The organism is Nocardioides litoris (genome assembly GCF_006346315.1).
GTDB classification, from domain to species: domain Bacteria; phylum Actinomycetota; class Actinomycetes; order Propionibacteriales; family Nocardioidaceae; genus Nocardioides; species Nocardioides litoris.
On the sequence record NZ_VDMR01000001.1, the window covers coordinates 1,370,917 to 1,394,543 of the forward strand.

General features: G+C 74.1%; 23 protein-coding genes. 12 read left to right on the plus strand and 11 right to left on the minus strand.

Features of this window, described 5'->3' with window-relative positions:
• The first annotated feature begins 9 nt into the window (after nucleotides 1-9).
• The gene (locus FJQ57_RS06535; RefSeq protein ID WP_246081617.1) at nucleotides 10-2,364 is read left to right on the plus strand and encodes a ComEC/Rec2 family competence protein; all 2,355 of its coding nucleotides are present in this window, start codon (nucleotides 10-12) and stop codon (nucleotides 2,362-2,364) included.
• 56 nt (nucleotides 2,365-2,420) lie between these two features.
• The gene (gene holA / locus FJQ57_RS06540; protein ID WP_139978348.1) at nucleotides 2,421-3,389 is read left to right on the plus strand and encodes a DNA polymerase III subunit delta; all 969 of its coding nucleotides are present in this window, start codon (nucleotides 2,421-2,423) and stop codon (nucleotides 3,387-3,389) included.
• A gap of 18 nt (nucleotides 3,390-3,407) precedes the next feature.
• On the opposite strand, the gene FJQ57_RS06545 is transcribed toward holA, so the two are convergent.
• The 6 genes from FJQ57_RS06545 to FJQ57_RS06570 form a co-directional block, all read right to left on the minus strand.
• The gene (locus FJQ57_RS06545; RefSeq protein ID WP_139978349.1) at nucleotides 3,408-4,214 is read right to left on the minus strand and encodes an ABC transporter ATP-binding protein; all 807 of its coding nucleotides are present in this window, start codon (nucleotides 4,212-4,214) and stop codon (nucleotides 3,408-3,410) included.
• On the minus strand, nucleotides 4,207-5,295 hold the full coding sequence (locus FJQ57_RS06550) for a taurine ABC transporter substrate-binding protein (protein ID WP_139978350.1): 1,089 nt from the start codon (nucleotides 5,293-5,295) through the stop codon (nucleotides 4,207-4,209). The genes FJQ57_RS06545 and FJQ57_RS06550 overlap by 8 nt, the downstream gene beginning before the upstream one ends.
• 1 nt (nucleotide 5,296) lies before the next feature.
• Complete coding sequence (locus FJQ57_RS06555) at nucleotides 5,297-6,124, minus strand: ABC transporter permease (protein WP_246081618.1); 828 nt, start codon at nucleotides 6,122-6,124, stop codon at nucleotides 5,297-5,299.
• Nucleotides 6,125-6,287: 163 nt separating this feature from the next.
• Nucleotides 6,288-6,548, minus strand: a complete 261-nt coding sequence (gene rpsT, locus FJQ57_RS06560) for a 30S ribosomal protein S20 (protein WP_139978352.1) — start codon at nucleotides 6,546-6,548, stop codon at nucleotides 6,288-6,290.
• A 92-nt stretch (nucleotides 6,549-6,640) separates the two neighbouring features.
• Nucleotides 6,641-7,645 carry a phosphotransferase gene (locus FJQ57_RS06565; RefSeq protein ID WP_139978353.1) on the minus strand — a complete coding sequence of 335 codons (1,005 nt, stop codon included), beginning with the start codon at nucleotides 7,643-7,645 and terminating at the stop codon, nucleotides 6,641-6,643.
• 7 nt (nucleotides 7,646-7,652) lie between these two features.
• Nucleotides 7,653-8,609: a phosphotransferase family protein gene (locus FJQ57_RS06570; protein ID WP_139978354.1), complete on the minus strand. Its 957-nt coding sequence runs from the start codon at nucleotides 8,607-8,609 to the stop codon at nucleotides 7,653-7,655.
• 90 nt (nucleotides 8,610-8,699) lie between these two features.
• Between FJQ57_RS06570 and lepA the strand changes: the two genes are divergently transcribed.
• From lepA to hemW, 6 genes are all read left to right on the plus strand, one after another.
• Nucleotides 8,700-10,580, plus strand: coding sequence for a translation elongation factor 4 (gene lepA, locus FJQ57_RS06575; protein ID WP_139978355.1), 1,881 nt, complete (start codon nucleotides 8,700-8,702; stop codon nucleotides 10,578-10,580).
• Nucleotides 10,580-11,467: an aminoglycoside phosphotransferase family protein gene (locus tag FJQ57_RS06580; protein WP_139978356.1), complete on the plus strand. Its 888-nt coding sequence runs from the start codon at nucleotides 10,580-10,582 to the stop codon at nucleotides 11,465-11,467. The genes lepA and FJQ57_RS06580 overlap by 1 nt, the downstream gene beginning before the upstream one ends.
• A 19-nt stretch (nucleotides 11,468-11,486) precedes the next feature.
• Nucleotides 11,487-12,071 carry an MOSC domain-containing protein gene (locus FJQ57_RS06585; RefSeq protein ID WP_211348756.1) on the plus strand — a complete coding sequence of 195 codons (585 nt, stop codon included), beginning with the start codon at nucleotides 11,487-11,489 and terminating at the stop codon, nucleotides 12,069-12,071.
• Nucleotides 12,072-12,187: 116 nt separating this feature from the next.
• The gene (locus FJQ57_RS06590) at nucleotides 12,188-14,008 is read left to right on the plus strand and encodes an AMP-dependent synthetase/ligase (RefSeq protein ID WP_139978357.1); all 1,821 of its coding nucleotides are present in this window, start codon (nucleotides 12,188-12,190) and stop codon (nucleotides 14,006-14,008) included.
• 50 nt (nucleotides 14,009-14,058) lie between these two features.
• Complete coding sequence (locus FJQ57_RS06595) at nucleotides 14,059-14,955, plus strand: dioxygenase family protein (protein ID WP_139978358.1); 897 nt, start codon at nucleotides 14,059-14,061, stop codon at nucleotides 14,953-14,955.
• Nucleotides 14,956-14,986: 31 nt separating this feature from the next.
• On the plus strand, nucleotides 14,987-16,195 hold the full coding sequence (gene hemW, locus FJQ57_RS06600; protein ID WP_139978359.1) for a radical SAM family heme chaperone HemW: 1,209 nt from the start codon (nucleotides 14,987-14,989) through the stop codon (nucleotides 16,193-16,195).
• Here hemW and FJQ57_RS06605 read toward each other — a convergent pair.
• The 4 genes from FJQ57_RS06605 to FJQ57_RS06620 all read right to left on the minus strand — a co-directional run bounded on the left by FJQ57_RS06605 (nucleotide 16,179) and on the right by FJQ57_RS06620 (nucleotide 19,020).
• On the minus strand, nucleotides 16,179-17,024 hold the full coding sequence (locus FJQ57_RS06605) for a DUF3097 domain-containing protein (RefSeq protein ID WP_139978360.1): 846 nt from the start codon (nucleotides 17,022-17,024) through the stop codon (nucleotides 16,179-16,181). The genes hemW and FJQ57_RS06605 overlap by 17 nt on opposite strands.
• 35 nt (nucleotides 17,025-17,059) lie before the next feature.
• Nucleotides 17,060-17,302 (minus strand): hypothetical protein, encoded by a 243-nt coding sequence (locus FJQ57_RS06610; RefSeq protein WP_139978361.1) that lies wholly within the window; start codon nucleotides 17,300-17,302, stop codon nucleotides 17,060-17,062.
• Nucleotides 17,303-17,384: 82 nt separating this feature from the next.
• Nucleotides 17,385-18,245, minus strand: a complete 861-nt coding sequence (locus tag FJQ57_RS06615) for an MBL fold metallo-hydrolase (protein ID WP_139978362.1) — start codon at nucleotides 18,243-18,245, stop codon at nucleotides 17,385-17,387.
• A gap of 19 nt (nucleotides 18,246-18,264) precedes the next feature.
• Nucleotides 18,265-19,020, minus strand: a complete 756-nt coding sequence (locus tag FJQ57_RS06620; RefSeq protein WP_139978363.1) for a hypothetical protein — start codon at nucleotides 19,018-19,020, stop codon at nucleotides 18,265-18,267.
• Between the two features lie 179 nt (nucleotides 19,021-19,199).
• Between FJQ57_RS06620 and hrcA the strand changes: the two genes are divergently transcribed.
• From hrcA to FJQ57_RS06640, 4 genes are all read left to right on the plus strand, one after another.
• Nucleotides 19,200-20,210 (plus strand): heat-inducible transcriptional repressor HrcA, encoded by a 1,011-nt coding sequence (hrcA, locus tag FJQ57_RS06625; RefSeq protein WP_139978364.1) that lies wholly within the window; start codon nucleotides 19,200-19,202, stop codon nucleotides 20,208-20,210.
• Between the two features lie 67 nt (nucleotides 20,211-20,277).
• Complete coding sequence (gene dnaJ / locus FJQ57_RS06630) at nucleotides 20,278-21,429, plus strand: molecular chaperone DnaJ (protein ID WP_139978365.1); 1,152 nt, start codon at nucleotides 20,278-20,280, stop codon at nucleotides 21,427-21,429.
• Nucleotides 21,430-21,443: 14 nt separating this feature from the next.
• Entirely contained in the window at nucleotides 21,444-22,184 is a 741-nt protein-coding gene (locus tag FJQ57_RS06635) for a 16S rRNA (uracil(1498)-N(3))-methyltransferase (RefSeq protein ID WP_139978366.1), read from the plus strand.
• Nucleotides 22,181-22,660: a hypothetical protein gene (locus FJQ57_RS06640; RefSeq protein WP_139978367.1), complete on the plus strand. Its 480-nt coding sequence runs from the start codon at nucleotides 22,181-22,183 to the stop codon at nucleotides 22,658-22,660. The genes FJQ57_RS06635 and FJQ57_RS06640 overlap by 4 nt, the downstream gene beginning before the upstream one ends.
• Before the next feature lie 27 nt (nucleotides 22,661-22,687).
• On the opposite strand, the gene FJQ57_RS06645 is transcribed toward FJQ57_RS06640, so the two are convergent.
• Nucleotides 22,688-23,611 carry a Gmad2 immunoglobulin-like domain-containing protein gene (locus tag FJQ57_RS06645; RefSeq protein WP_139978368.1) on the minus strand — a complete coding sequence of 308 codons (924 nt, stop codon included), beginning with the start codon at nucleotides 23,609-23,611 and terminating at the stop codon, nucleotides 22,688-22,690.
• Nucleotides 23,612-23,627 lie beyond the last annotated feature (16 nt).

Here is a 23,627-nt window from a genome sequence, read left to right on the forward strand (position 1 = left end):
GGCCGGCGGGTGCCCAGCATCACCGACGAGCCGCGCCTGCCCGGCGCGGCCGCGGAGGCGGGTCGTGGGGCCGACCTGCGGATGCCGGTGCTCGCGGCGGCGGCCTGGGCAGGCGCGCTCCTCGGCCTCCTGCTGCCACCGGTCACGGCCACCCTGACCCTCGTCGGCGCCTGTTCGCTGGGCCTGCTGCTCTGGGTGCGCGGTCGGCCTCGCCGGGCGGACCGGCTGCTCGCGCTGGTCGGGTGCGCGCTGGTGGCCGGGGGCGTCCTGGCCGGCGCGTCGTTGCGCACCGAGTCGGTCGCCGGCGGCCCGGTCGGTGAGCTCGCCCGCGACCGGGCCGTGGTCGAGGTCGTCGGGATCCTGACCTCCGACCCCCGGCCGGTGCGGGGTCGCTACGGCGACGACCTGGTGGTCGTGCGGGTCGGCGTCCGCGAGGTGGTGGGTCGGGGCTGGCGGCACACCACGCGCGCCACGCTGGTCGTCCTGGGTGACCCGGCCTGGGCCGACCACCCCCTCGGCGCCACGGTGCGCACCCGCGGCCGGCTGGCGCCACCCGACGACCGAGCCGACGGCGTGGCCGGGCTGCTGACCCGCGCCTCGGAGCCGGTGCGGGTCGCCGAGCCCGACGTGTGGTGGCGGGGCGCGGCGGCGGTGCGGGCGTCGATCCGCGACGCGGTCGCCCACCGTCCGGCCGACCAGCGTGCCCTCGTGCCCGCGCTCGTCGACGGTGACGACGCCGACCTCGACGAGGGCCTCGAGGCCGACTTCCGCACCACGGGCCTGACCCACCTGACCGCGGTGTCCGGCACCAACCTCACGCTGGTCGTGGGCTTCCTGCTCGTGGTCGCCCGGTGGTGCGGCGTGCGCGGACGGTGGCTCGCGCTCGTGGCGGCCCTGGGCATCGTGGGGTTCGTCCTGCTGGCCCGCACCGAGCCGAGCGTGCTGCGGGCGGCGGCCATGGGCACCGTCGGCCTGGTGGCGATGGGGGCCAACGGACGGCGCCGCGCCGTGCGGGGCCTGTCCGTGGCCGTGGTCGGCCTCCTGCTGCTGCAGCCCGGGCTGGCCGTCGCGCCCGGCTTCGTGCTGTCGGTGCTCGCCACGGCCGGCATCGTCCTGCTGGCGCCCGGCTGGCGCGACGCGCTCGCCCGGTGGCTGCCGCGCTGGGCGGCCGAGGCGGTCGCGGTGCCGTTCGCGGCCCAGGTCGCCTGCACCCCGGTCGTGGCGGCGATCTCCGGCCAGGTCAGCCTGGTGGCGGTGCCGGCCAACCTCCTCGTGGCGCCGGTGGTCGGGCCGGCCACGGTCCTCGGCCTCGTCGGCGGCCTCCTCGCGCTGGTCAGCGACCCGGTCGGGCGGATCGCCGGCACGGGCGCCGGGTGGTGCGTCGCCTGGATCATCCACGTCGCCCGCACCGGTGCCGACCTGCCCCAGGCCGTCCTCGGCTGGGGCACCGGCCCCTGGGCACTGCTCGGGCTCGTCGTCGTGTGCGTGGTCCTCGCCGCCCTGGTCCCTGTCCTGCTCGCGCGACCCCGCCGGGCGCTGCCCCTGGCCGCGGTGCTCCTGCTCGTGGTGCTCGTGCCCGCCCCGACGCCGGGGTGGCCGCCGTCGGGCTGGGCGGTGGCGGTCTGCGACGTGGGCCAGGGCGACGCCGTCGTGCTCAACGCTGGCGGCGGGGCCGCGGTCGTGGTCGACGCCGGGCCCGACGCAGCCCTCGTCGACGAGTGCCTGCGGCGGCTCGAGGTCGACCGGGTGCCGCTGCTGGTCCTGACCCACTTCCACGCCGACCACGTCGACGGGATCAGCGGGGTGTTCGACGGCCGCGACGTCGGGCAGGTGTGGACCACCTCGACGCTGGACCCGCCCGGCGGCGTGCGGGAGGTGCTGGCCGCGGCCGCCGAGCACGCACTGGCCCCGACCCTGCCGGCGACGGACCCCCGGCACTACGGCGACGTCGAGCTCCAGACCGTGTGGCCGCCGGCTGCGCAGCCCCGCGCGGGGCCGGGCGACGGCAGCACGGCCAACGACGCCAGCGTCGTCCTGCTCGCCCGGGTGGGCGGCCTGAGCGTGCTCCTCACGGGCGACGTCGAGCCGCACGGCCAGGCCCTCCTGGCCGCCGCGCTGCCCGGCCTCGACGTCGACGTGCTCAAGGTCCCGCACCACGGGAGCCGCTACCAGGACCTGCCGTGGCTGCTGTCCCTGCGGGCGGAGTCCGCCCTGGTCTCGGTCGGGGCGGACAACGACTACGGCCACCCGGCCCCCGACCTGGTGCGGGCCCTGCAGGACGCCGGGAGCGAGGTCCACCGCACCGACGAGGAGGGCGACCTCGTCGTGACCGCCGACGGCCGCGTGCACACCCGTGACCCGTGACGCGGGCCCGAGGTGCAGGCCGACGGGGTGTCGGTGGCGTGTGCCAGGGTGGCCCCGTGCGAGCAGCGGACGTGCTGGGCCGGGTCCTCCTGGTCACCGGCAAGGAGGAGTTCCTCAACGCCGCGACCGTGCAGGCGGCCCGTGAGGCGGTGCTCGGCCACGACGCCGAGGCCGAGGTCGCCGACTCCCCGGCGGCCGACCTCAGCGCCGCCACGCTGGGCGAGCTCACCGCGCCGTCGCTGTTCTCCTCCACCCGGTTCGTGGTCGTCCGGGCGCTCGAGCACCTCACCGACGACGCCGCGCCCGGTCTCCTGGCCTACGCCGCCGCCCCCGTCGACGACGTGGCCCTGGTGCTGGTCCACGGCGGCGGGCCCAAGGGCTCGGGCCACCTGACCAAGCTGCGCAAGCTCGCCACGGTCACCGAGCACAAGTCCGAGGAGGTCAAGCCGTCCGAGCTGCCCGGGTTCGTCGCCGCCGAGGTACGCCGCCGCGGCGCGAGCATTGACGGCGAGGCGAGCCGGCTGCTGGTCGACGCGGTCGGCCACGACCTGCGCTCGCTGGCGGCCGCCGCCCACCAGCTGACCAACGACTTCCCGGGCGAGCAGCTGACGGCCGACAAGGTCGGCCGCTACTTCGGGGGCCGCGCCGAGGCCAAGTCCTTCGTCGTCGCCGACCACGCGTTCGCGGGCCGGCGGGAGAAGGCGCTGGAGGAGCTCCGCTGGGCCATGGACAACGGCACCGCTGCGGTCCTGATCACCTCGGCGTTCGCCGGCAGCGCCCGGGGCCTGGCCCGCTACAAGGGCGCTCGCCGCGGGTTGCGCGACGCCGAGCTGGCCCGCGAGGTCGGGGTGCCGCCGTGGAAGCTCAAGACCCTGCGCAGCCAGGCCCAGAGCTGGTCCGACCACGGCCTGGCCCGGGCGATCCGGGCGGTGGCCCAGGCCGACGCCGACGTCAAGGGTGCGGCCAGCGACGCGGCGTACGCCCTCGAGCGGCTCGTGCTCACCGTCGCCGCGCTGCGCGACTGATCAGTCGGGGCCCGCGGGTCAGCCGGCCCTGCGCGGCGGCGGCTCGACGTGCTGGATGGCGCCGCGCACCCGGGCCACGGTCTCGGTGAAGGCGGGCAGGGCCCGCAGCTCCTCCGGTGGCACCTGCGCCTCGTCGGAGGAGAACCGAGCCGGTTCGTCGAGCACGATGCGGCCGGGGCGCGGGCTCATCACCAGCACCCGGGTGCCGAGGAAGACGGCCTCCTCCACGCTGTGGGTGATGAACAGGATGGTCTTGCCGGTCTCGCGCCACAGCGTGAGCAGCTCGTCCTGCAGCCGCTCGCGGGTGAGGGCGTCGAGGGCGCCGTACGGCTCGTCCATCAGCACGATGTCGGGGTCGGCGGCCAGCACCCGCGCGATCTGGGCGCGCTGCTGCATGCCGCCGGAGAGCTCGTAGGGGCGCAGGTGCCCCACGTCGTGCAGGCCCACCAGGTCGAGGTAGCGGTCGGCCGTCGCGGCCCGCTCGGCCTTGCCGGCACCCCGCAGCCGGGGTCCGAGGGCGACGTTGGCACGGACGTCGAGCCACGGGAAGAGCGTCGGCTGCTGGAAGACGACGCCGCGCTCGGGACCGGGTCCGCGCACCGGGCGACCCCCGACGGTGATCTCGCCGCTCGAGGGCTCCATGAAGCCAGCGAGCAGCCGCAGCAGCGTGGTCTTGCCGCAGCCCGACGGCCCGGCGAGGGTCAGGAACTCACCGGGCTCGAGCGCCAGGTCGATCCGGTCGAGCGCGTGCACCTCGCCGTCGCGAGCGCGGAACCGGTGCTCGACGCCCGACAGCACGACCGAGCGGTCGTGGGGCTCACTCATCCGCGGCGGCCTGGGCCGGGCCGGCGTCGACCCCGTCGGCGTAGGTCTGCGCGGGAGCGACCTCGCCGATGCCGTCCTGCTGGAGCAGGAACTCCGCGGTGGCGAAGAGGTCCTGGCCCAGCTTGCCGCCCAGGTAGTCGGGCCCGACCTGCTCGGAGGCGTCGAGGTAGGTGTAGCCCTCGAACTGCTTCTTCGCCTCCTCGGTGGACACGCCCACCTCGACGGCGACGCTCTCGGCGGCAGCGTCGGGGTCGTCGCGGATGAGCTCGACGGCCCAGTTCTGCGCCTTGGCCCACGCGTCCATGGCCGCCGCGTTGTCGGCGATGAAGCCGCTGTCGGCGATGGCGAGGTCGAACGTCGGCTTGCCGGCCTTCGCGGTGTCGTCGCTGGTCAGGACGACCTGACCGCCCTCGGAGACGAGCTGGCTCAGCGTCGGGTCCCAGATCCAGGCGGCGTCGACGTCGCCGCGGCTCCAGGCCGGGGCGATCTGCTCGGGCTCGCTGTTGATGAGCTGGTAGTCGGCCGCGTCCTCGCCGGCGTCGGCGATGGCCTGGAGCAGCGAGAAGTGCGCGGTCGAGCCGAACGGCGTCGCGATCGTCTTGCCCTTCAGGCCCGCCAGGTCGGTCGCGGCACCGTCCTGGACCACCAGCGACTCGGCGGCGCCGATGACGTCGTGGACCCAGACGACGTCGACCGGGAGCTCGAGCGGCGCGGACAGGGCCTTGGTCGCGGGGGAGGAGCCGACCAGGCCGATGTCGAGGCTGCCGCCGCCGAAGGCCTGGACGACGTCGGCGCCGGAGGCGAAGTTGCTCCACTGGACGTCGGCGTTGGGCAGGCAGGCCTCGAGGATGCCGCGGTCCTTGACGATGACGTCGCCGTTGGGCACCTTCTGGAAGCCGAGCCGGATCGGGCCCGTGACGGACTCGTCGGCCTCCCAGGGGCACTCGGTCGCGGCGGCCTCGTTCTCCTCGCCACCGCCCACGCAGCCGGCCAGCGCGGTCGAGGTGAGCAGGGTCGCGGCGACCAGCGCCGAGGCGCGCAGGCGGGTGCGGGTGCGGGTGGACGTGCGGGTGAGGGTCATGTCAGGCCTTTCCTCGCCAGGGGGCGAGAGTCTTCTCGGAGATGCGGAGGACGGCGTCGAGGGCGATGGCGGTGAACCCGATGACGAGGATGCAGGCGATCGACAGGGCGATCTTGTTCTGGGTGCCCGAGAGGTAGGCCAGGCCACCGATGCCGGGCAGTCCGTTGACGAGCTCGGCGGCGACCACGGTCGTCCAGGCGAAGCCCACCGCGACCCGCAGGCCGCTGAGGATGTCGGGGAGCGTCGCGGGCAGCAGCACGTGCGTGATGACCTGGCGCTGCGAGGCCCCCAGGGTGCGCACCGCGTTGAGCTGGTCCTCGCGGACCCCGCGGACGCCGTTGATCGTGGCCAGGGTGATCGGCGGGAACGCCGCGAGCACGAGCAACCAGACCTTCGAGGTGTCGTAGATGCCGAACCAGGCCACCAGGAAGCCGATGTAGGCCAGCGGCGGGATCGAGCGGAGGAAGTCGACGTACGGCCCGAGGAGGGCGCCGAAGGACCGGAAGAGCCCCATGGCCAGCCCGAGCGGGACGCCCACCACGACGGCGATGCCCAGGCCGATGCCGATGCGGCGCAGGCTGACCACCAGGTGCTCCCACAGGAAGTAGCCCTCCTCGCCCCGCACGACGCGGTCGACGCCCCCACCGATCGGGTGGTAGGAGTTCGCGCGGACGAACGCGTCCCAGACCTCCAGCGGGCTGGGGGCGAGGTAGGCCGGGCTGACCACGTCGGAGGCCGAGACCAGCGTCCACGCCGTCAGCACCACCGCGAACGTCAGCAGGTGGAGCAGCAGGCCGCGCGGCGCGCGGACGGACAGGGTGGTCGCCACGGCCGGAACCATAGCGATTCGATCGACAAACCGATCAATTGTCCGACCAGTGGTCCGGACCAGGGGCCACCACGCCGACCCGTCGTGTGGACCTACGACGGGTCGACCAAAAACAGATCGACCCGTCGTGGCGGCACGACGGGTCGACGGAGGCGGGCTCGGCTCAGAGCGAGGCGGCCTTCTTGGAGATGGCCGACTTGCGGTTGGCGGCCTGGTTCTTGTGGATGACGCCCTTGGAGGCAGCCTTGTCGAGCATCTTGTTGGCCTCGCGGCCGAGGGTGACGGCCTGCTCCTTCTCGCCGGCCTCGGCGGCCTCGCGGAACTTGCGGATCGCAGTCTTCAGGCCGCTCTTGACCGCCTTGTTGCGCTCGTAGCGCTTCTGGTTCTGCTTGTTGCGCTTGATCTGGCTCTTGATGTTCGCCACGGTGGTGTGTCTCGCCTCTGGTGCTCGATGGACAGGAACGAAGTCTGGTCGCGTGCGCGCGTGGACTCGCGTCTGGCACGCAGCCGACAAAGCTACCAGCGGCCCGGGGGCTCTCCTAATCGTCGTCCGGCCGCACCGAGGAAGCGTCGGGCCTCCGTACGACGGAACGCGGCGAGCCCCGGCAGGCCCACGTCGACCACCGTGGCCGCCCGCAGCGCGAGGTGGGCGCCGATGGCCAGCATCGAGGCCGTGACGAGGTCGTCGCCGGCCGCGGCCAGCGCGGGGGAGGAACGGACCGAGGTGTCGAACCAGGGCCGGTCGACCCGTTCGACCCGGGCGAGGAGCGCGTCCTGCCAGGCCGGCCCGATCGCCGCGGCGCCCCAGTCGACGAAGACCACCTCGCCGGAGGGCCGCACCAGCAGGTTGTCGTTGCGGATGTCGTAGTGGACGAGGTGGTCGCACGGCACCTCGGTCAGGGCGACGACCAGCGGCCGGAGCTCGTCGTGGCGGGCCGCCACCCACGCCGGCACGACGTCGGGGCGCTCGTGGGCGACGACGTCGTAGCTGCGCAGCCAGCCCGGGTAGACCTGCCCGAGGTCGGTGAGACCGGGGCGGTACATCGGGTTCTCGACCCCGGGTGCCGGGTCGGGCCGTGGCGGGTCGGGCACGCGCTCGCGCAGCACCCGGCCCAGGTCGTCGGTGGCCGCCAGCAGCGCGTCCATCACCGCGTCGTCGTCGGTGTCGGGGTGCTCGCCCTCGACGTCCTCGAGCAGCAGCGCCACCCACCCGCCGTCGCCCTCGTCGTAGGACGCCAGCAGGTCGGCCCACAGCGGGTGCGAGCCCAGCAGGCCGAGCACCAGCGCCTCGCGCCGGTACAGCGTGGGGGAGTCGGGGTTCAGCTCGGCGCCGACGGCCTTGACGAACGCGCGGGTGCCGTCGGCGCACACCAGCCGGGTCACGCAGCCCGGCGACATGCCGCCCGTCTGCTCCCGCGCGGTGACCACCGGCGAGCCGAGGGCCTGCTCGACCCACGCGCGCACGCGGTCGGGGACCCCGGCGTACGGGAGGTGCGTGCCGGCCGAGCGCGGCGCACTCATGCGCCGCTCACTCGCCCGTCTCCCAGCCGCGCCGCTCGCACAGCCAGTCCCAGGCCACGTCGCCGCACCACCGCTGGTGCTCGCGGATCCAGGGAGACGTGGGCGGCACCGGGTCGTCGGCGGACTTGAGGAGGTAGCCGGTCAGCAGGGCGAGGGCGACGTCGACCGCGTCGGCCGGCACCCCGGCGAACGTCGGGTGGTCGGCGAGCACGGCCTCGACGTCGAGGCCGTCGCCGCGCGGGCCGACCAGGAGCCACAGGGAGTCGAGCCAGGGCGGGCCGAGGACCGGCCAGTTCCAGTCGCACAGGACGGCGGTGCCGTCGGGGCGCACCAGGATGTTGTCGTCGCGGACGTCGGTGTGGACCACGGCGTCCCCGGTCAGCACCTCGGCGGACCGTCGGGCCAACGCGGCCGTCTCCTCGCCCCGGGGCAGCACGAACGTGCGCCGCGCGTAGTCCCAGTGCCCGGGCCAGTCGGCGAGGTCGGCGGCGAGGGGGTCGAGCAGCAGCCCGGCGGGCGGCGGGGTCAGGGCCGCGTTGGCCGCGGCCAGCATCTGCAGCGACGCCGCCAGGTCGGTGTCGGTCCAGGGCCGGTGCGGCGCACGGCCCTCGACGTGCTCGATGCCGAGCACGACCCAGTCGTGCGCCTCCTCCGTCCACCGCAGCCGTGGCGCCGGTACGCCGGCCGGCAGGGCGCCGAGCTTGCGCGCCTCCTCCCGGTAGGACTGGGCGAACAGCCGCTGCGCCTTCGCCGACGCCGCCTTGACGAAGTGCCGCGACCCGTCGGCGCACACCAGCACGGAGGCGAAGCCCGGGGTGAAGCCCGCCGTCTGCGAGCGCGCCTCGACGACCGGGCTCCCGGTGCGCCGCTCGACCAGCGACCGCACGGGCGGGGGCAGGTGCACCCACTCCAGGCGGCGGGCGGTGCGGCCGTGCGGCACGGGCGACGGACGGCGGACGGGCACCGACCCATCCAACACCCGCCGACCCGTCGCGGATCCACGTCGGGTCAGCGAATAGGCGGGGTCGGGGTGGCCTGGAAGAATGGCCCGACCATGTCCCTGCCTGTTGACGCACCGAAGCCCGGCCAGACCGACCCGGGCATCATCCGCAACTTCTGCATCATCGCCCACATCGACCACGGCAAGTCCACGCTGGCCGACCGGATGCTGCAGCTGACGGGCGTCGTCGACGAGCGCGCGGCCCGCGCGCAGTACCTCGACCGCATGGACATCGAGCGCGAGCGCGGCATCACCATCAAGAGCCAGGCCGTGCGGATGCCGTGGACGGTGCCGGCCGACAACGAGGCCGGGGCCGAGCCGGGCACCTACGTGCTCAACATGATCGACACGCCGGGCCACGTCGACTTCACCTACGAGGTCTCGCGCTCGCTCGAGGCGTGCGAGGCGGCCATCCTGCTCGTCGACGCCGCCCAGGGCATCGAGGCGCAGACCCTGGCCAACCTGTACCTCGCCATGGGCGCCGACCTGCACATCATCCCGGTGCTCAACAAGATCGACCTGCCGAGCGCCAACCCCGACAAGTACGCCGCCGAGCTGGCCGGCTTGGTCGGGTGCGACCCCGACGACGTGCTGAAGGTGAGCGCCAAGACGGGCATGGGCGTCGAGGCCCTCCTCAACCACATCGTGGCCGAGACCCCGGCGCCGGTCGGCGACGCCGACAAGCCGGCCCGCGCGCTCATCTTCGACTCCGTCTACGACACCTACCGCGGCGTGATCACCTACGTCCGGGTCGTCGACGGGTCGCTGACCCACCGCGACCGGATCAAGATGATGTCGACGAGCGCGACCCACGAGATGCTCGAGATCGGCGTCATCAGTCCCGAGCAGGTCAAGGCGGGCGAGCTCGGCGTCGGCGAGGTGGGCTACCTCATCACCGGCGTGAAGGACGTCCGCCAGTCCCGCGTCGGTGACACCGTCACCACCCAGCACCACGGCGCCGTCGACCCGCTCGGCGGCTACAAGCACCCCAACCCGATGGTCTACGCCGGGCTCTACCCCATCGACGGCGACCAGTACGGCGAGCTGCGCGAGTCCCTGGAGAAGCTGCAGCTCAACGACGCCGCCCTGGTCTACGAGCCCGAGACCTCGGGCGCGCTCGGCTTCGGCTTCCGCTGCGGGTTCCTCGGCCTGCTGCACATGGAGATCACCCGCGAGCGGCTCGAGCGCGAGTTCGGCCTCGACCTCATCTCCACCGCGCCCAACGTGGTCTACGAGGTCGCGATGGAGGACGGCACCGAGATCGAGGTGACCAACCCCAGCGAGTTCCCCGAGGGCAAGATCGCCGAGGTCCGCGAGCCCGTCGTCAAGGCCACGATCCTCAGCCCCAGCGACTACATCGGCACGATCATGGAGCTCTGCCAGACCAAGCGCGGCCAGCTCGGCGGCATGGACTACCTCTCCGAGGACCGCGTCGAGATGCGCTACACGCTGCCGATGGGCGAGATCGTCTTCGACTTCTTCGACCAGCTCAAGTCGCGCACCAAGGGCTACGCCTCGCTCGACTACGAGCGCTCCGGCGAGCAGGCCGCCGACCTGGTCAAGGTCGACATCCTGCTCCAGGGCGAGCCCGTCGACGCGTTCAGCGCCATCGTGCACAAGGAGGCGGCGTACTCCTACGGCGTGATGATGGCCGGCAAGCTCAAGGACCTCATCCCGCGCCAGCAGTTCGAGGTGCCGATCCAGGCCGCCATCGGCGCCCGGGTCATCGCCCGCGAGAACATCCGCGCCATCCGCAAGGACGTCCTCGCCAAGTGCTACGGCGGCGACATCACCCGCAAGCGCAAGCTGCTGGAGAAGCAGAAGGAGGGCAAGAAGCGGATGAAGATGGTCGGCCGCGTCGAGGTCCCCCAGGAGGCCTTCGTGGCCGCGCTCTCCAACGACGGCGCCGGCTCCTCGGAGAAGTCCAAGAAGTAGTGCACGTCCCCGAGGAGTGGCTCACCCACGTCGACCCGCGCGGTCGCTGGGAGCCGTGGGTGGCCGGGCTGCCGCGCCTGGTGCGTGACCTGCTCGAGGAGTGGGAGCTGGGGGTCGACGGCCGGCAGTGGCACGGGTACGCCGCCGTGGTGCTGGCGGTGCGCACGGCCGAGGACCGCCCGGCGGCGCTCAAGGTCGGGTTCCCGCACGCGGGGTCCGAGCACGAGCACCTCGCCCTCCAGCACTGGCACGGCGACGGTGCGGTGCAGCTGCTCCGCGCCGACCCGCGGCGCTCTGCCCTGCTGCTCGAGCGGCTCGAGCCGGCCGACCTCACCGAGGTCTGGGACATCGAGGCCTGCGAGGTCGTCGCCGGCCTCCACGGCCGCCTGCACGTGCCCGCGCCGCCCCAGCTCCGCCTCCTCTCGGCGTACGTCGCCGAGGCGACCGACCGGCTCGCGCGACTGCCCCGCAGCGCGCCGGTGCCGCACCGGCTGGTCGAGCAGGCGGTCTCGCTCGGGCGCGCGTTCGCCACCGACCCGGGGACCGACGGGCGGCTGGTGCACACCGACCTGCACTACGCCAACGTGCTGGCCGCCGAGCGCGAGCCCTGGCTCGCCATCGCCCCCGAGCCCCTCAGCGGCGACCCGCACTACGAGCTCGCCCCGATGCTGTGGAACCGCTGGGACGAGCTCGACGGCGACTACCGGGGCGGCACGGTGCGACGGTTCGAGGCGCTGGTCGACGCCGCCGGGCTCGACGAGGACCGGGCCCGTGACTGGGTCGTGGTCCGGATGCTGCACCACGTCCTGAGGGCCCTCGACGAGCCGGCGCCCGACAGCGCCTGGATCACCCAGTGCGTCACCCTGGCCAAGGCGGTCCAGCCGTGAGCCGGGCAGCGAGCCGGTCGTGACCGGACACGTGCTCTCGGTCCACGTCGGCCGCCCGCGGGAGGCGGCGTGGACCACGATCGGCCGCACCTCGATCGACAAGACCACGGTGCCGGGGCCGGTCGCCGTCGGCGCGCTCGGCCTGGCGGGCGACCAGGTGTCCAACCTGCGCCACCACGGCGGCCCCGACAAGGCCGTCTACGCCTTCGCCCGGGAGGACCTCGACCGCTGGGCAGCGGCGTTCGAGCGCCCGGTGCCCGACGGGACGTTCGGGGAGAACCTCACCACGGCCGGCCTCGACGTCAACGACGCCGAGGTCGGCGAGCGGTGGCGCATCGGGTCCGACCTGGTCGTCGAGGTGACGATGTTCCGCACCCCGTGCTCGACGTTCAAGGCCTGGCTCGGTCGCAACGGGTACGACGACCGGGCCTGGCTGCGCCGCTTCGTCGAGGACGGCCGGCCCGGCGCCTACCTGCGGGTCGTCGTGCCGGGCCCGGTGGCGGCGGGCGACGCGATCGAGGTCGTGCACCAGCCGGGACGGGGCGTCACGGTGGCCTCGTGGTTCGCCCAGGCCATGGGGACCGCGGCGCCGGAGGCCAGATGAGCGGATCCTCACGCAAGCCTGGCGAGATCCCCTGACGAGCATGTGGCGCAAACCACTAGGTTACTGGCGAGCAACCTGCGGCCCGAGCAGCCGCACCCCTGGGGAGAGGACCCGCCATGCCTGTCAACGAAGACGCCTCGTTCGTCGACCACATGCCGCAGAACGTCGCCGTCCAGTTCCTGGACCGGGTCGAGGTCTCGCCCGACGCCGAGGCGTTCCGCTTCCCGCGCGGCGAGTCCTGGGAGTCGGTGACCTGGCGCCAGGCCGGTGACCGGGTGCAGCGGCTCGCCGCCGGGCTGCTCTCGCTCGGCCTCGAGCCCGAGCAGCGCGTCGGCATCGCCTCGGGCACCCGCTACGAGTGGATCCTCGCCGACCTGGCCGTGATGTGCGCCGCAGGCGCCACCACCACCGTCTACCCCAGCACCAACGCCGACGACGTCGGCTACATCCTCAGCGACTCCGAGTGCCGCGTCGTCTTCGCCGAGGACGACGAGCAGCTGGCCAAGCTGCGCGAGCAGGAGTCCGAGCTCGGTGCGCTGGTCAAGATCATCACCTTCGACGGCACCGCCGACGGCGACCGCGTCCTGACGATGGACGCGCTGGCCGAGCTCGGCGAGGCCTACCTGGCCGAGCACCCCTCGGTGATCGAGGAGACCGCGCGCAAGATCCCCGCCGACCAGCTCGCCACCCTCATCTACACCTCCGGCACCACCGGCCGTCCCAAGGGCGTGCGGCTGCTGCACCGCTCCTGGGTCTACGAGGGCTCGGCCATCCAGGCCCAGCAGATCCTCGACGAGACCGACCTGCAGTTCCTGTGGCTGCCGATGGCCCACTCCTTCGGCAAGGTGCTGCTCTCGGCCCAGCTGGCCTGCGGCTTCGCCACCGCCATCGACGGCCGGGTCGACAAGATCGTCGACAACCTCGCGGTCGTGAAGCCGACGTTCATGGGCGCCGCGCCGCGCATCTTCGAGAAGGCCCACGCCCGCATCGTCACCATGCAGGCCGCCGAGGGCGGGCTGAAGGAGAAGATCTTCAAGCGCGCCTTCGCGGTCGGCACCCAGGTCGACGAGCTGGAGCTGGCCGGCAAGGGCGTGCCGCTGCCGCTGAAGCTGCAGCACGGCCTGTTCGACAAGCTGGTCTTCAGCAAGGTCCGTGACCGCTTCGGCGGCCGGGTGCGCTTCTTCATCTCCGGCTCGGCCGCGCTGAACGCCGAGATCGCCCAGTTCTTCCACGCCGCGGGCGTCCTCATCCTCGAGGGCTACGGCATGACCGAGAACGCCGCCGGCGCCACGGTGAACCACCCCGACGACTACAAGATGGGCACCGTCGGCCGCGCGTTGCCCGGCGCCGAGGTCAAGATCGGCGAGGGCGACGAGGTCCTGCTGCGCGGGCCGCACATCATGGCCGGCTACCACAACCTGCCCGAGGAGACCGCGAAGGCGCTCACCGACGACGGCTGGCTGCACACCGGCGACAAGGGCTCGCTCGACGCCGACGGGTTCCTCACCATCACCGGCCGCATCAAGGACCTGTTCAAGACCTCCGGCGGCAAGTACATCGCTCCCTCGGCCATCGAGGCCAAGTTCAAGGCGCTGTGCCCCTACGCCAGCCAGTTCCTGGTCTTCGGCAACGACCGCAACTTCGTCGTCGCCCTGGTCACGCTCGACCCCGACGCGATGGCCGGCTGGGCCGAGGAGAACGGCATGGCCGGTGCGTCGTACGGCGACGTCGTCCGCTCCGAGAAGGTGCAGGCGATGGTCGACGACTACGTCGAGCAGCTCAACGCCAAGCTCAACCGGTGGGAGACCATCAAGAAGTGGCGGGTCCTCGACGAGGACCTGACGATCGAGTCGGGGGAGCTGACCCCCTCGATGAAGGTCAAGCGCAACGTCGTGGAGTCCAACAACAAGGACCTCATCAACTCCTTCTACGGCTGACCGCAGGCGAGGCACAGCCGACCCACAGCGGGGCGGCCGAGGCTGCACGCATGAGCAGCCACGGCCACCCCGAGCAGCAGCCCACCCACGCCGTCGAGGAGCACGACCTCGGCCTCGCGCACGACCTGGGGCGGCTGTCCCGCCAGCGACGCTCGTGGGGCCGACGCGGTCTGCTCGGTCTGCTCGGCGGCGTGGGCGCGACGGCCCTCGTCGGGTGTGCCGGGGGATCCGACACCCAGGCGGCGTCGACGTCCACGTCCCAGGGCGCTCCGCCCGCGGGCGTGCCGGGCGGTGCGGAGAGCGGCGTCGAGGTCGCCGACGGCGAGATCCCCGAGGAGACCGCCGGCCCCTACCCGGGCGACGGCTCCAACGGTCCCGACGTGCTCAGCGAGTCCGGCGTCGTGCGCAGCGACATCACGGCCAGCTTCGGCGGGTCCACGGGCGTGGCCGAGGGTGTCCCCGTCACGGTGAGGATGAAGGTCTACGACCTCGCCGGCGAGGAGGCCACTCCGCTGGCCGGGTCGGCGCTCTACCTGTGGCACTGCGACCGCGACGGCCGCTACTCGATGTACGACGACGAGGTGGCCGACCAGAACTACCTGCGCGGCGTGCAGGAGGCCGACGCCGACGGCTACCTCAGCTTCACCACGATCTTCCCGGCCTGCTACGACGGCCGCTGGCCGCACATGCACTTCGAGGTCTACCCCAGCCTCGAGGAGGCGACGTCGGCCGAGAACAAGCTCCGCACCTCCCAGCTGGCCATCCCGGCCGCGACCTGCCAGGAGGTGTACGGCGTCGCCGAGGGCTACGACTCCAGCGCGGAGACCTTCGCGAGCGTCAGCCTGGACACCGACATGGTCTTCTCCGACGGGTGGTCCCTGCAGCTGGCCACGGTCACCGGCTCGGTCGACGAGGGCTACGTGTTCGTCCTCGACGTGCCCGTCTGAGCCGTGCTGCACCGGGTGCGACCATGGGGTGGTGCCGTCCGCCCTCCCTCCCGGTGACCCGGCGCCCGTCGACGGCGGGCTGCCGGCCGAGGCGTTCAGCGGCCGCGACGAGCGCACCCTGTCGGTCTACGTGCACGTGCCCTACTGCCGGGTGCGCTGCGGCTACTGCGACTTCAACACCTACACCGCCGACGAGCTCGGACCCGGCGCGAGCCGGTCGTCGTACGCCGACCAGGCGGTCGCCGAGGTCCGGCTGGCCCGGCGGGTGCTGGGCGACGACCCGCGCCCGGTCTCGACGGTGTTCCTCGGCGGCGGCACGCCGACCCTGCTGCCGCCGGCCGACCTCGGCCGGGTGCTGCGCGCCGTCGACGACGAGCTCGGCCTGGCGCCGGGCGCCGAGGTGACCACCGAGTCCAACCCCGACTCGGTCACCCCGGCCGACCTCGTCGCCCTGCGCGAGGCGGGCTACACACGCATCTCGTTCGGCATGCAGTCCTCGGTCGGCCACGTGCTGCGCGTGCTCGACCGCACCCACGACCCCGAGCGGGTGCCGCGGGTGGTGGAGGCGGCGCGGGCGGCCGGGTTCGAGCAGGTCAGCCTCGACCTCATCTACGGCACGCCGGGGGAGACCCTGGCCGACTGGGAGGCCAGCCTCGACGCAGCGCTGGCCTGCCGGCCCGACCACGTCTCGGCGTACGCCCTCATCGTCGAGGAGGGCACCGCGCTCGCCCGCCAGGTGCGCCGCGGGGTCGTCCCGGTGCCCGACGACGACGACCTCGCCGACAAGTACGTCGCGGCCGACGAGCGGCTGACCGCGGCCGGGCTCGGCTGGTACGAGGTCTCCAACTGGGCCTCCTCCGACGACAGCGCGTGCCGCCACAACCTGGCCTACTGGCGCGGCGGCGACTGGTGGGGCGTCGGTCCCGGCGCCCACTCCCACGTCGGCGGCACCCGCTGGTGGAACGTCAAGCACCCCGCGGCGTACGCCGACCGGCTGGCCGCCGGGTCCAGTCCGGCGGCCGCGCGCGAGGTGCTCGACGCGGAGACCCGACGGGTCGAACGGGTGCTGCTCGAGGTGCGGCTGCGCGCCGGCCTGCCGCTCGCCGTGCTCGACGCCGACGGCCGCGCCGAGGTCGAGCGGGTCGTCGCCGACGGCCTGGCCGCCGTGGCCGACGGCCGGCTGGTGCTGACGCGCGCCGGCCGGCTGCTGGCCGACGGCGTCGTCAGGCGCCTGCTGTGAGGTCGGCGGTGACGAAGTCGATGAGCTCCTCGACCCGGCCGAGCAGGGCCGGTTCGCAGTCGGCGTAGGACGACACCCTCGACAGGATGTGCTTCCAGGCGCGGGCGATGTCGGCCTGGTCGTCGTGGGGCCAGCCGAGCGCGGCGCACACGCCCTTCTTCCACTCGACCTCGCGGGGGACGTCGGGCCAGCGCCGCAGCCCGACCCGTTCGGGCTTGACCGCCGCCCACACGTCGACGTACGGGTGGCCGACGACGAGCACGTGCTCGCCCTGCACCTGCTGGGCGATCCGCTGCTCCTTCGACCCCCGGACGAGGTGGTCGACGAGCACGCCGACCCGCCGGCCCGGACCGGGGTCGAAGTCGCGCACGATGTCGGGCAGGTGGTCGACGCCGTCGAGGAACTCGACCACGACGCCCTCGATGCGCAGGTCGTCGCCCCACACCTTCTCGACCAGCTCGGCGTCGTGGCGGCCCTCGACGAAGATGCGGCTGCCGCGGGCGACCCGGGCCTGCACGCCGGCCACGGCGACCGAGCCCGAGGCGGTGCGGGTGGGGGCCGCGGGCGCCTTGACGCGCACCGGGGCGACGAGCACCACCGGCCGGCCCTCGAGCAGGAAGCCCGGACCCAGCGGGAACGTCCGGCGCCGCTGCCGACGGTCCTCCAGCGTGAGCACGTGCAGGTCGCGGTCGACCTGCACGACCTCGCCGACGAAGTCGGTCATCACCTCCTCGACCACGAGGCCGAGGTCGGCGGTCGCCTCGGTGGCCCGGCCGCGCTTGGGCGCACGCCAGTCACCGGCCAGGACGTCGGAGCCGTATCGATCCACGCCCCGACGCTAGGACGACGCTGCGGCGGCGCGGGTCAGGACGCGCCGTCGTCGCCGTCCTGTGACCCGCCCGACGCGCCCTCGGCCCCCTCGGACCCCTGGGAGCCGTCGGACTCGTCGGGGGTCTTGCCCCCGTCCATCAGGTCGTCGACGGTCTCGCCGGCCTCGAGGCCCCCGGCGAGCGGGTTCTCGTCGGGCTGCAGGTCCTCGGGGAGGTCCTCGTCGGCAATGCCCTGCACCTCGGCGGTCTGGTCCTGCTCGCTCTCGGACTGGCTCATGCCCGGCAACGTACGCCGCCCGCGCTCCCCGGCACGCCACCCCCGCGGGTCGGCCGGGGCGCCGGGGTGTCCCCCAGATCGGTCAGAGGAGGGGGAGCCGCTTCTGGGCGCGGGGGAGCTGCTCGTAGACGCGCCGGACGGCCTGGTCGAGGAAGCGGACCGGGAAGGGCCACTCGTCGGCGGCGTCGAGGGCCTCGGCCGCCGGGACCCCGCGGCCGGCCAGGTCGCGGATCGTCTCCGCCAGGACCCCGATGTCGTTGCGCTGCTGCTCGACGAACTCCCGGTCGACGACCGCGCCGTGGCCGGGCACCACGACCGAGTCGCCGGTGGTCAGGCCGAGCACGACGTCGAGGGTCAGCGGCCACTCCAGCGGCCAGCAGTCCGCACCGAAGCCCGGGGTGCCCTCCCGCTCCTGCGACTCCTCGACGAGGTCGCCGGCCAGCAGCACGTCGGCGTCGGGCACCCGGACGACCAGGTCGCCGGCGGTGTGGCCGCGCCCGGGGTGCACCAGCTCGACGAGCCGGTCGCCGAGGTCGACGACCCGGGCCGAGGAGAAGGTGTGCGTGGCGGGCACGAGCGTCGTCGCCCGCACCTCGGCCGATCGCGGGTCGCTGTCGTCGGGGTCCCACGCGTCCTCGTGGCCGACCCCGGCCACCTGCGCCGCCTGGGCGGTCTCGTGGGCGTGCACCGGCACGTCGCCGTAGGCCGCGAGGACGGCGCCGTTGCCGAAGCAGTGGTCGACGTGCTCGTGGGTGTTGACGGCCTCCACGACGTCACCGAGGCCGAGGGCCCGGACGTCGGCCACGACCTCGCGGGCCGCGACGTCGGAGGCGTGCGTGTCGACCAGGAGCAGGCCGCGCGCGCCGCGCACGATCGTCACGTTGAGGTCGAACCACGGGTAGCGGGAGACCCAGACGCGGTCGGCGACCTCGGTGAACGGCATGCTGCCGTTGTAGCAGGCCTCAGCAGAGGCCGGCGTGCAGCTCGCGGCGCAGGGCGTCGCCGAGCTCCTCGGTGGTGGTCGCGGGACGGGCGAAGACGAGGCGGCGGGTGTGGGCGCCGTCGAGGCCGACCCACTGCACCTCGACGCCGGTCGGGCACAGGCCGTGCAGCGCCACGCCGACGACAGCGCTGAGGGGCAGGTCGACGGTGGTGGCGACCGCGCGGCGCAGCTCGTCCTGGTGGGCGAGGTTGGCGTGCTCGGTGGCGCGCTGGAGGTAGCCGCGGTTGAGGTCGTGCACGGAGGAGCGGAAGTGCTCGACGGGCACGCGCACCTGGTCGCCGCCCGCCCGGGGACGGGTCAGGACGACCACGTCGACGACCAGTACGACGGTCTCGCGCTCCTCGGTGCAGCACTCGCACCGGTCGGCTCCGCGCCGCTCGAGCCGCCCACCGAGGGTGAGCACGGCCTCGCGGTCGGGCGTGCCGGGGCGGCCCAGTCCGCTCTCGAGGGTCATCAGCGCGCGGCGACCCTCGGTGGCCGCGGCGACCAGGCGGGTGCCCGCGGGGGAGGAGAAGGTGGGCACGCCGCCGAGGTCCTGCATGCCGAGCTCGCCCCGGCCGCCCTCGGCCGGGTCGCCGAGGTCGTCGAGCACGTCGTCGACACCGTCGACGACCAGGTTGACGCCCTCGGGGCAGGCGAGCACCGAGCGGGCGGCCGCGGCCAGCAGCCGGGGGTCGCCGGTGCCGGTGCTGCGGCGGGAGTCGAGGCTGGTCATGCGGGCTCTCCTGGTGTCCTGGACTGAGACTAAGGCAAGCCTAACCTTGCCGTGGTCGATCGTGCCAGGGGGCTGCCCCGTGAGGTCCGTCTCCGACCCCGGGAGCGGTAGACTTGGCACTCGGATCAGGGGAGTGCCAGGAGGGCCGGGGACGGCCCGCGACGCGATGGGAGGTCGCCGTGCAGGAGGAACGCCGGATCGCCGTGCTGCGCGCGATCGTCCAGGACTACGTCGCGACCGAGGAGCCCGTCGGCTCCAAGGCGCTCGTCGAGCGCCACGGCCTCAACGTCTCACCGGCCACGGTGCGCAACGACATGGCGGCATTGGAGGAGGAGGGCTACCTCACCCAGCCCCACACCAGCGCCGGGCGAGTGCCCACCGACAAGGGCTACCGCCTCTTCGTCGACCGGCTCGGGTCGGTCAAGCCGCTCAGCGCCGCCGAGAAGCGCGCCATCGCCAGCTTCCTCGACGGCGCGGTCGACCTCGACGACGTCGTCACCAGGAGCGTGCGCCTGCTCTCCCAGCTGACCCGCCAGGTCGCCGTCGTGCAGTACCCCACGCTGTCGCGCTCCACCGTGCGCCACATCGAGCTGGTCGCGCTGGCGCCCCAGCGGCTCCTCGCCGTGCTCATCCTGAGCACCGGCCGGGTCGAGCAGCGCGTCGTCGAGCTGCCCGAGCCCCTCGTCGACGACGATCTCGCCCGCCTGCGCAGCCGCCTCAACCTCGCCGCCACCGGCGAGGTCATCGCCGACGCCGTCGCCGCGCTGCGCCGGCTCGGCCCCGAGCAGCCCGACGCGACCCGCACCGTCGCCGACGTCCTCGCCGACGCGATGTCCGACCACCGCTCCGACAGCCGGGTCGCGGTCGGCGGCGCCGCCAACCTCGCCCGGTACGGCGACCACTTCGACTCCGCGGTGCGCCCGCTGCTCGAGGCGCTCGAGGAGCACGTGGTGCTGCTCAAGCTCATGGGCGAGGCCACCGCGGCCGGCACGGTCACGGTCCGCATCGGGGCCGAGGGCCCGATCGAGGAGTTCTCCTCGACCAGTGTCGTCACCACCGGCTACGGCCCGGCCCAGGACGCCCTGGCCAGCCTCGGCGTCGTCGGGCCGACCCGCATGGACTACCCCGGCACGATGGCGGCGGTGCGCGCCGTCGCCCGCTACGTGACCCGCATCCTCGACGAGGCCTGACCGGCCTCGCCCGCCTGCACCCTCCCGCGCACTCCCGCACCACCCGACGTAGAGCGAAGGAACACCGTTGAGCCAGGACCCGTACGACCTCCTCGGGGTCGACCGCGACGCCGACGCCGACGCGATCAAGAAGGCCTACCGGCGGCTCGCGCGCCAGCTCCACCCCGACGTCAACCCCGACCCGGAGACCCAGGAGCGCTTCAAGGAGGTCTCGGCGGCCTACGAGGTCCTTTCCGACCCGCAGAAGCGCGCCGCCTACGACCGGGGCGGCGACGCCTTCGCCGGCGGGTTCGGCCAGGGCGCCGGGTTCTCGTTCACCGACATCATGGACGCCTTCTTCGGCGGCCAGCCGGGTGCCGGCGGTGGGCGCGGCCCGCGCTCCCGCCGGCGCCGGGGCCAGGACGCGCTCGTCCGCATCGAGGTCGACCTGGCCGATGCCGCCTTCGGCGTCTCGCGCGAGCTCAAGGTCGACACCGCGGTGGTCTGCCAGACCTGCCAGGGCGACGGGGCGGCCCCGGGCAGCCAGCCCGTGCCCTGCGAGACCTGCCGCGGCCAGGGCGAGGTGGCCCACGTGCAGCGCTCGTTCCTCGGCGAGGTGCGGACCCTGCGTCCCTGCGCGGCGTGCCGCGGGTTCGGCACGATCATCCCCGAGCCGTGCCGCGAGTGCTCCGGCGACGGCCGGGTCCGCTCCCGGCGCACCCTGACGGTCAAGATCCCCGCCGGCGTCGACACCGGCACCCGCGTCCAGCTCGCCGAGCAGGGCGAGGTCGGCCCCGGCGGGGGCCCCGCCGGCGACCTGTACGTCGAGATCCACGTCGCCCCGCACGAGACCTTCACCCGCCACGGCAACGACCTGCACTGCACGATCACCCTGCCGATGACCGCGGCCGCGCTCGGCACCACGCTCACGCTGCCGACGCTGGAGGCCGACGTCGAGGACGGAGCCGGGTCGGGCGTCGAGACGTCCTTCGAGCTCGAGGTGCCGGCCGGCACGCAGTCGGGCCACGAGCAGGTCCTCACGGGCCGCGGCGTCCCCGGGCTGCGCGGCGGCCGGGGCGACCTGGTCGTAACCACGGTCGTCGAGACACCCACCCGCCTCGACGCCCGGCAGGAGGAGCTGCTCCGCGAGCTCGCGGCGATCCGCGACGAGGAGCACCCCGGCGGCCAGGTGAAGGCCCCGCACAAGTCGGTCTTCGGCCGGCTCTTCGGCGGCCACTGAGCCACGACGACCCCGTGAGCCTCCCGGTCCACCTCGTCCCGTCCCTCGCCACCGCCGCCCCCGGTGGCACCGTGGTCGTCGAGGGCGACGAGGCCCACCACGCTGTCGCCGTACGACGCCTGCGCGTCGGTGAGCCGGTCGTGCTGACTGACGGGGCCGGCCGCACGGCCACCGGGCCCGTCGCGGCCACCGGCAAGCGGCGGCTCGAGGTCGTGGTCGACCGGGTCGACGACGCCCCGCGGCCCGACCCCGAGGTCCTGGTCGTGCAGGCGCTGCCCAAGGGCGACCGGGGCGAGCTCGCCGTCGAGGTGCTCACCGAGGTCGGCGTCGGGACCATCGTCCCGTGGGCCGCCGCGCGCTCGGTGGCGGTCTGGAAGGGCGAGCGGGCCGAGAAGTCGCTGGCCCGGTGGCGCGCCACGGCCCGCGAGGCCGCCAAGCAGGCCCGACGCCCCTGGCACCCGGAGGTCCGGCCGATGGCCACGACCGCCGAGGCCGTCGCGCTCGTCGGCGCCGCCGCCCTCGCGGTCGTGCTGCACGAGGACGCTGCCTCGACCTTCGCGGGGTTGACGGTGCCGACGACGGGCACCCTCGCCGTCGTGGTGGGCCCCGAGGGTGGGCTCGACGAGGCGGAAGTCGCGGCGTTCGCCGCCGCCGGGGCGGTCTCCTGCCGCCTCGGCCCGGAGGTCCTGCGCACCTCCACGGCCGGCGTCGTGGCCGTGGGCGCGCTGCTCGCGCGGACGGCGCGGTGGGCATGACCTGGCTTCGCGTGCTGCTCGTCCCGACGCTGCTCGGGATGCTCGGGCTGGTCGTCCTGCCGATCCTCATGGGCTTCGCCGACGCCGGGTTCAACGAGGTGGAGGCGGGTGAGGACCGGCGGGCGAGGACCGAGATCGACGCCCGCGCCTACGTCGACTCGCGGTTCGACGCCACGTGCGAGGTGACCGCCGCCGACGGGTCCACCACGACGATCGACGTGGGCGAGGCCCCGGGGCGCAGCAGCATCGGCCTCTCGGGCGACTACGTCGACGGGCCGGCCACGATCTCCTGCGACCGCGCCGTCACCCTCGGCCGCGACCCCGGCCCGCTCGTGGCCCTGGGCGACCGGCCGTGGTTGCTGGCCGTGCCGATGGTCCTCCTCGGCGGCGGGGCGCTCCTGCTCGGACGGGCGCTGCGCGCCCAGCGGCGGGACGGTCCGGCGTCCGCCCGGGCCTGGGAGCTCCCGCCGGGCTGAGCGGCGACCCCCGGCGTGTGGGAGACCTCAGCCCACGGTGAAGGTGCGGGTGTCCTCGAACGGGCCGGGGCCCTCGCCGCCGGACGGGTCGTCGGTGCGCGCGACGAGCGTGTAGGTGCCCGGCTCCAGGCCGCTGACGTCGAGCTCGGTGGCGAACGGGTAGAGCTGGTCGCCGAACGCCTCGGCGGTGGTGAAGTCGGTCAGCACCTCGGTGCCGGCCTCGTCGAGCACGGCGAGGGGCACGGTGGCCTCGAAGGAGCTGGCGACGCCCTCGACGGCGAGGGTGCCGGAGGCCTGCTCGCCCTCGGTGGGCGTGGTCAGGCTGACCAGCGAGAGCACGTCGAGCTGCGGCTGCGCCTCGACGCCCTCACCCGTGGGCTGGTCGTAGAGGTCGGCGGGGGAGCCGTCGGCCAGCTCGACCCGGACCGGCTCACGACTGCCGGCGGCGCCCTGCAGCGTGTACACGAGCGACTGCACGGCCAGCGCGGCCTGCTCGGACGAGGTGCCCTTGTCGGCGCTGAGCGGCGAGTCCTCGCCGAGGGTGACCACGATGGCGCCGTCGCGCTGCTCGACCGCCTCGACCGTCACGCCCGGCAGGAGCGTGGTGTAGTCCGGGTCCTCGGCGGCGCCCTCGACGAGCACCTGCGCGGCCCCGAGCAGCGGGTCGCCGTCGACGCGGTGGAACTCGCGGTAGAGGCGCTGGCCCAGGGGGGTCTCGCCGACGAAGTAGACCGGCACGGCCGTGCCGCCCTCGGCCTCGCCGCCCGGCTCGGTGGTGCCGGGCTCCTGGCTGGAGTCGCCACCGTCCGTGGGCGCCGAGGACTCCTCGGTGGGGGCCGGGTCGGCTGCCGTGGGCGACGACGACGGCTCGGTGTCGTCCCCGCACGCGGCGAGGCCGGTGCTCAGCAGGCCGGCGAGGGCGAGGGCGGCGAGACGGGTGGGGGTGCGCATGGGCTTCATCCTGACG

What these genes read in the sequence shown, in the direction of transcription:
- FJQ57_RS06645 (WP_139978368.1), bottom strand. Translation starts at nt 23,611, where the DNA reads ATGCGCACCCCCACCCGTCTCGCCGCCCTCGCCCTCGCCGGCCTGCTG.
- FJQ57_RS06595 (WP_139978358.1), top strand. Translation starts at nt 14,059, where the DNA reads ATGAGCAGCCACGGCCACCCCGAGCAGCAGCCCACCCACGCCGTCGAG.
- FJQ57_RS06565 (WP_139978353.1), bottom strand. Translation starts at nt 7,645, where the DNA reads ATGAGTGCGCCGCGCTCGGCCGGCACGCACCTCCCGTACGCCGGGGTC.
- FJQ57_RS06615 (WP_139978362.1), bottom strand. Translation starts at nt 18,245, where the DNA reads ATGCCGTTCACCGAGGTCGCCGACCGCGTCTGGGTCTCCCGCTACCCG.
- FJQ57_RS06610 (WP_139978361.1), bottom strand. Translation starts at nt 17,302, where the DNA reads ATGAGCCAGTCCGAGAGCGAGCAGGACCAGACCGCCGAGGTGCAGGGC.
- FJQ57_RS06545 (WP_139978349.1), bottom strand. Translation starts at nt 4,214, where the DNA reads ATGAGTGAGCCCCACGACCGCTCGGTCGTGCTGTCGGGCGTCGAGCAC.
- FJQ57_RS06620 (WP_139978363.1), bottom strand. Translation starts at nt 19,020, where the DNA reads ATGACCAGCCTCGACTCCCGCCGCAGCACCGGCACCGGCGACCCCCGG.
- FJQ57_RS06640 (WP_139978367.1), top strand. Translation starts at nt 22,181, where the DNA reads ATGACCTGGCTTCGCGTGCTGCTCGTCCCGACGCTGCTCGGGATGCTC.
- FJQ57_RS06550 (WP_139978350.1), bottom strand. Translation starts at nt 5,295, where the DNA reads ATGACCCTCACCCGCACGTCCACCCGCACCCGCACCCGCCTGCGCGCC.
- lepA (WP_139978355.1), top strand. Translation starts at nt 8,700, where the DNA reads ATGTCCCTGCCTGTTGACGCACCGAAGCCCGGCCAGACCGACCCGGGC.
- FJQ57_RS06590 (WP_139978357.1), top strand. Translation starts at nt 12,188, where the DNA reads ATGCCTGTCAACGAAGACGCCTCGTTCGTCGACCACATGCCGCAGAAC.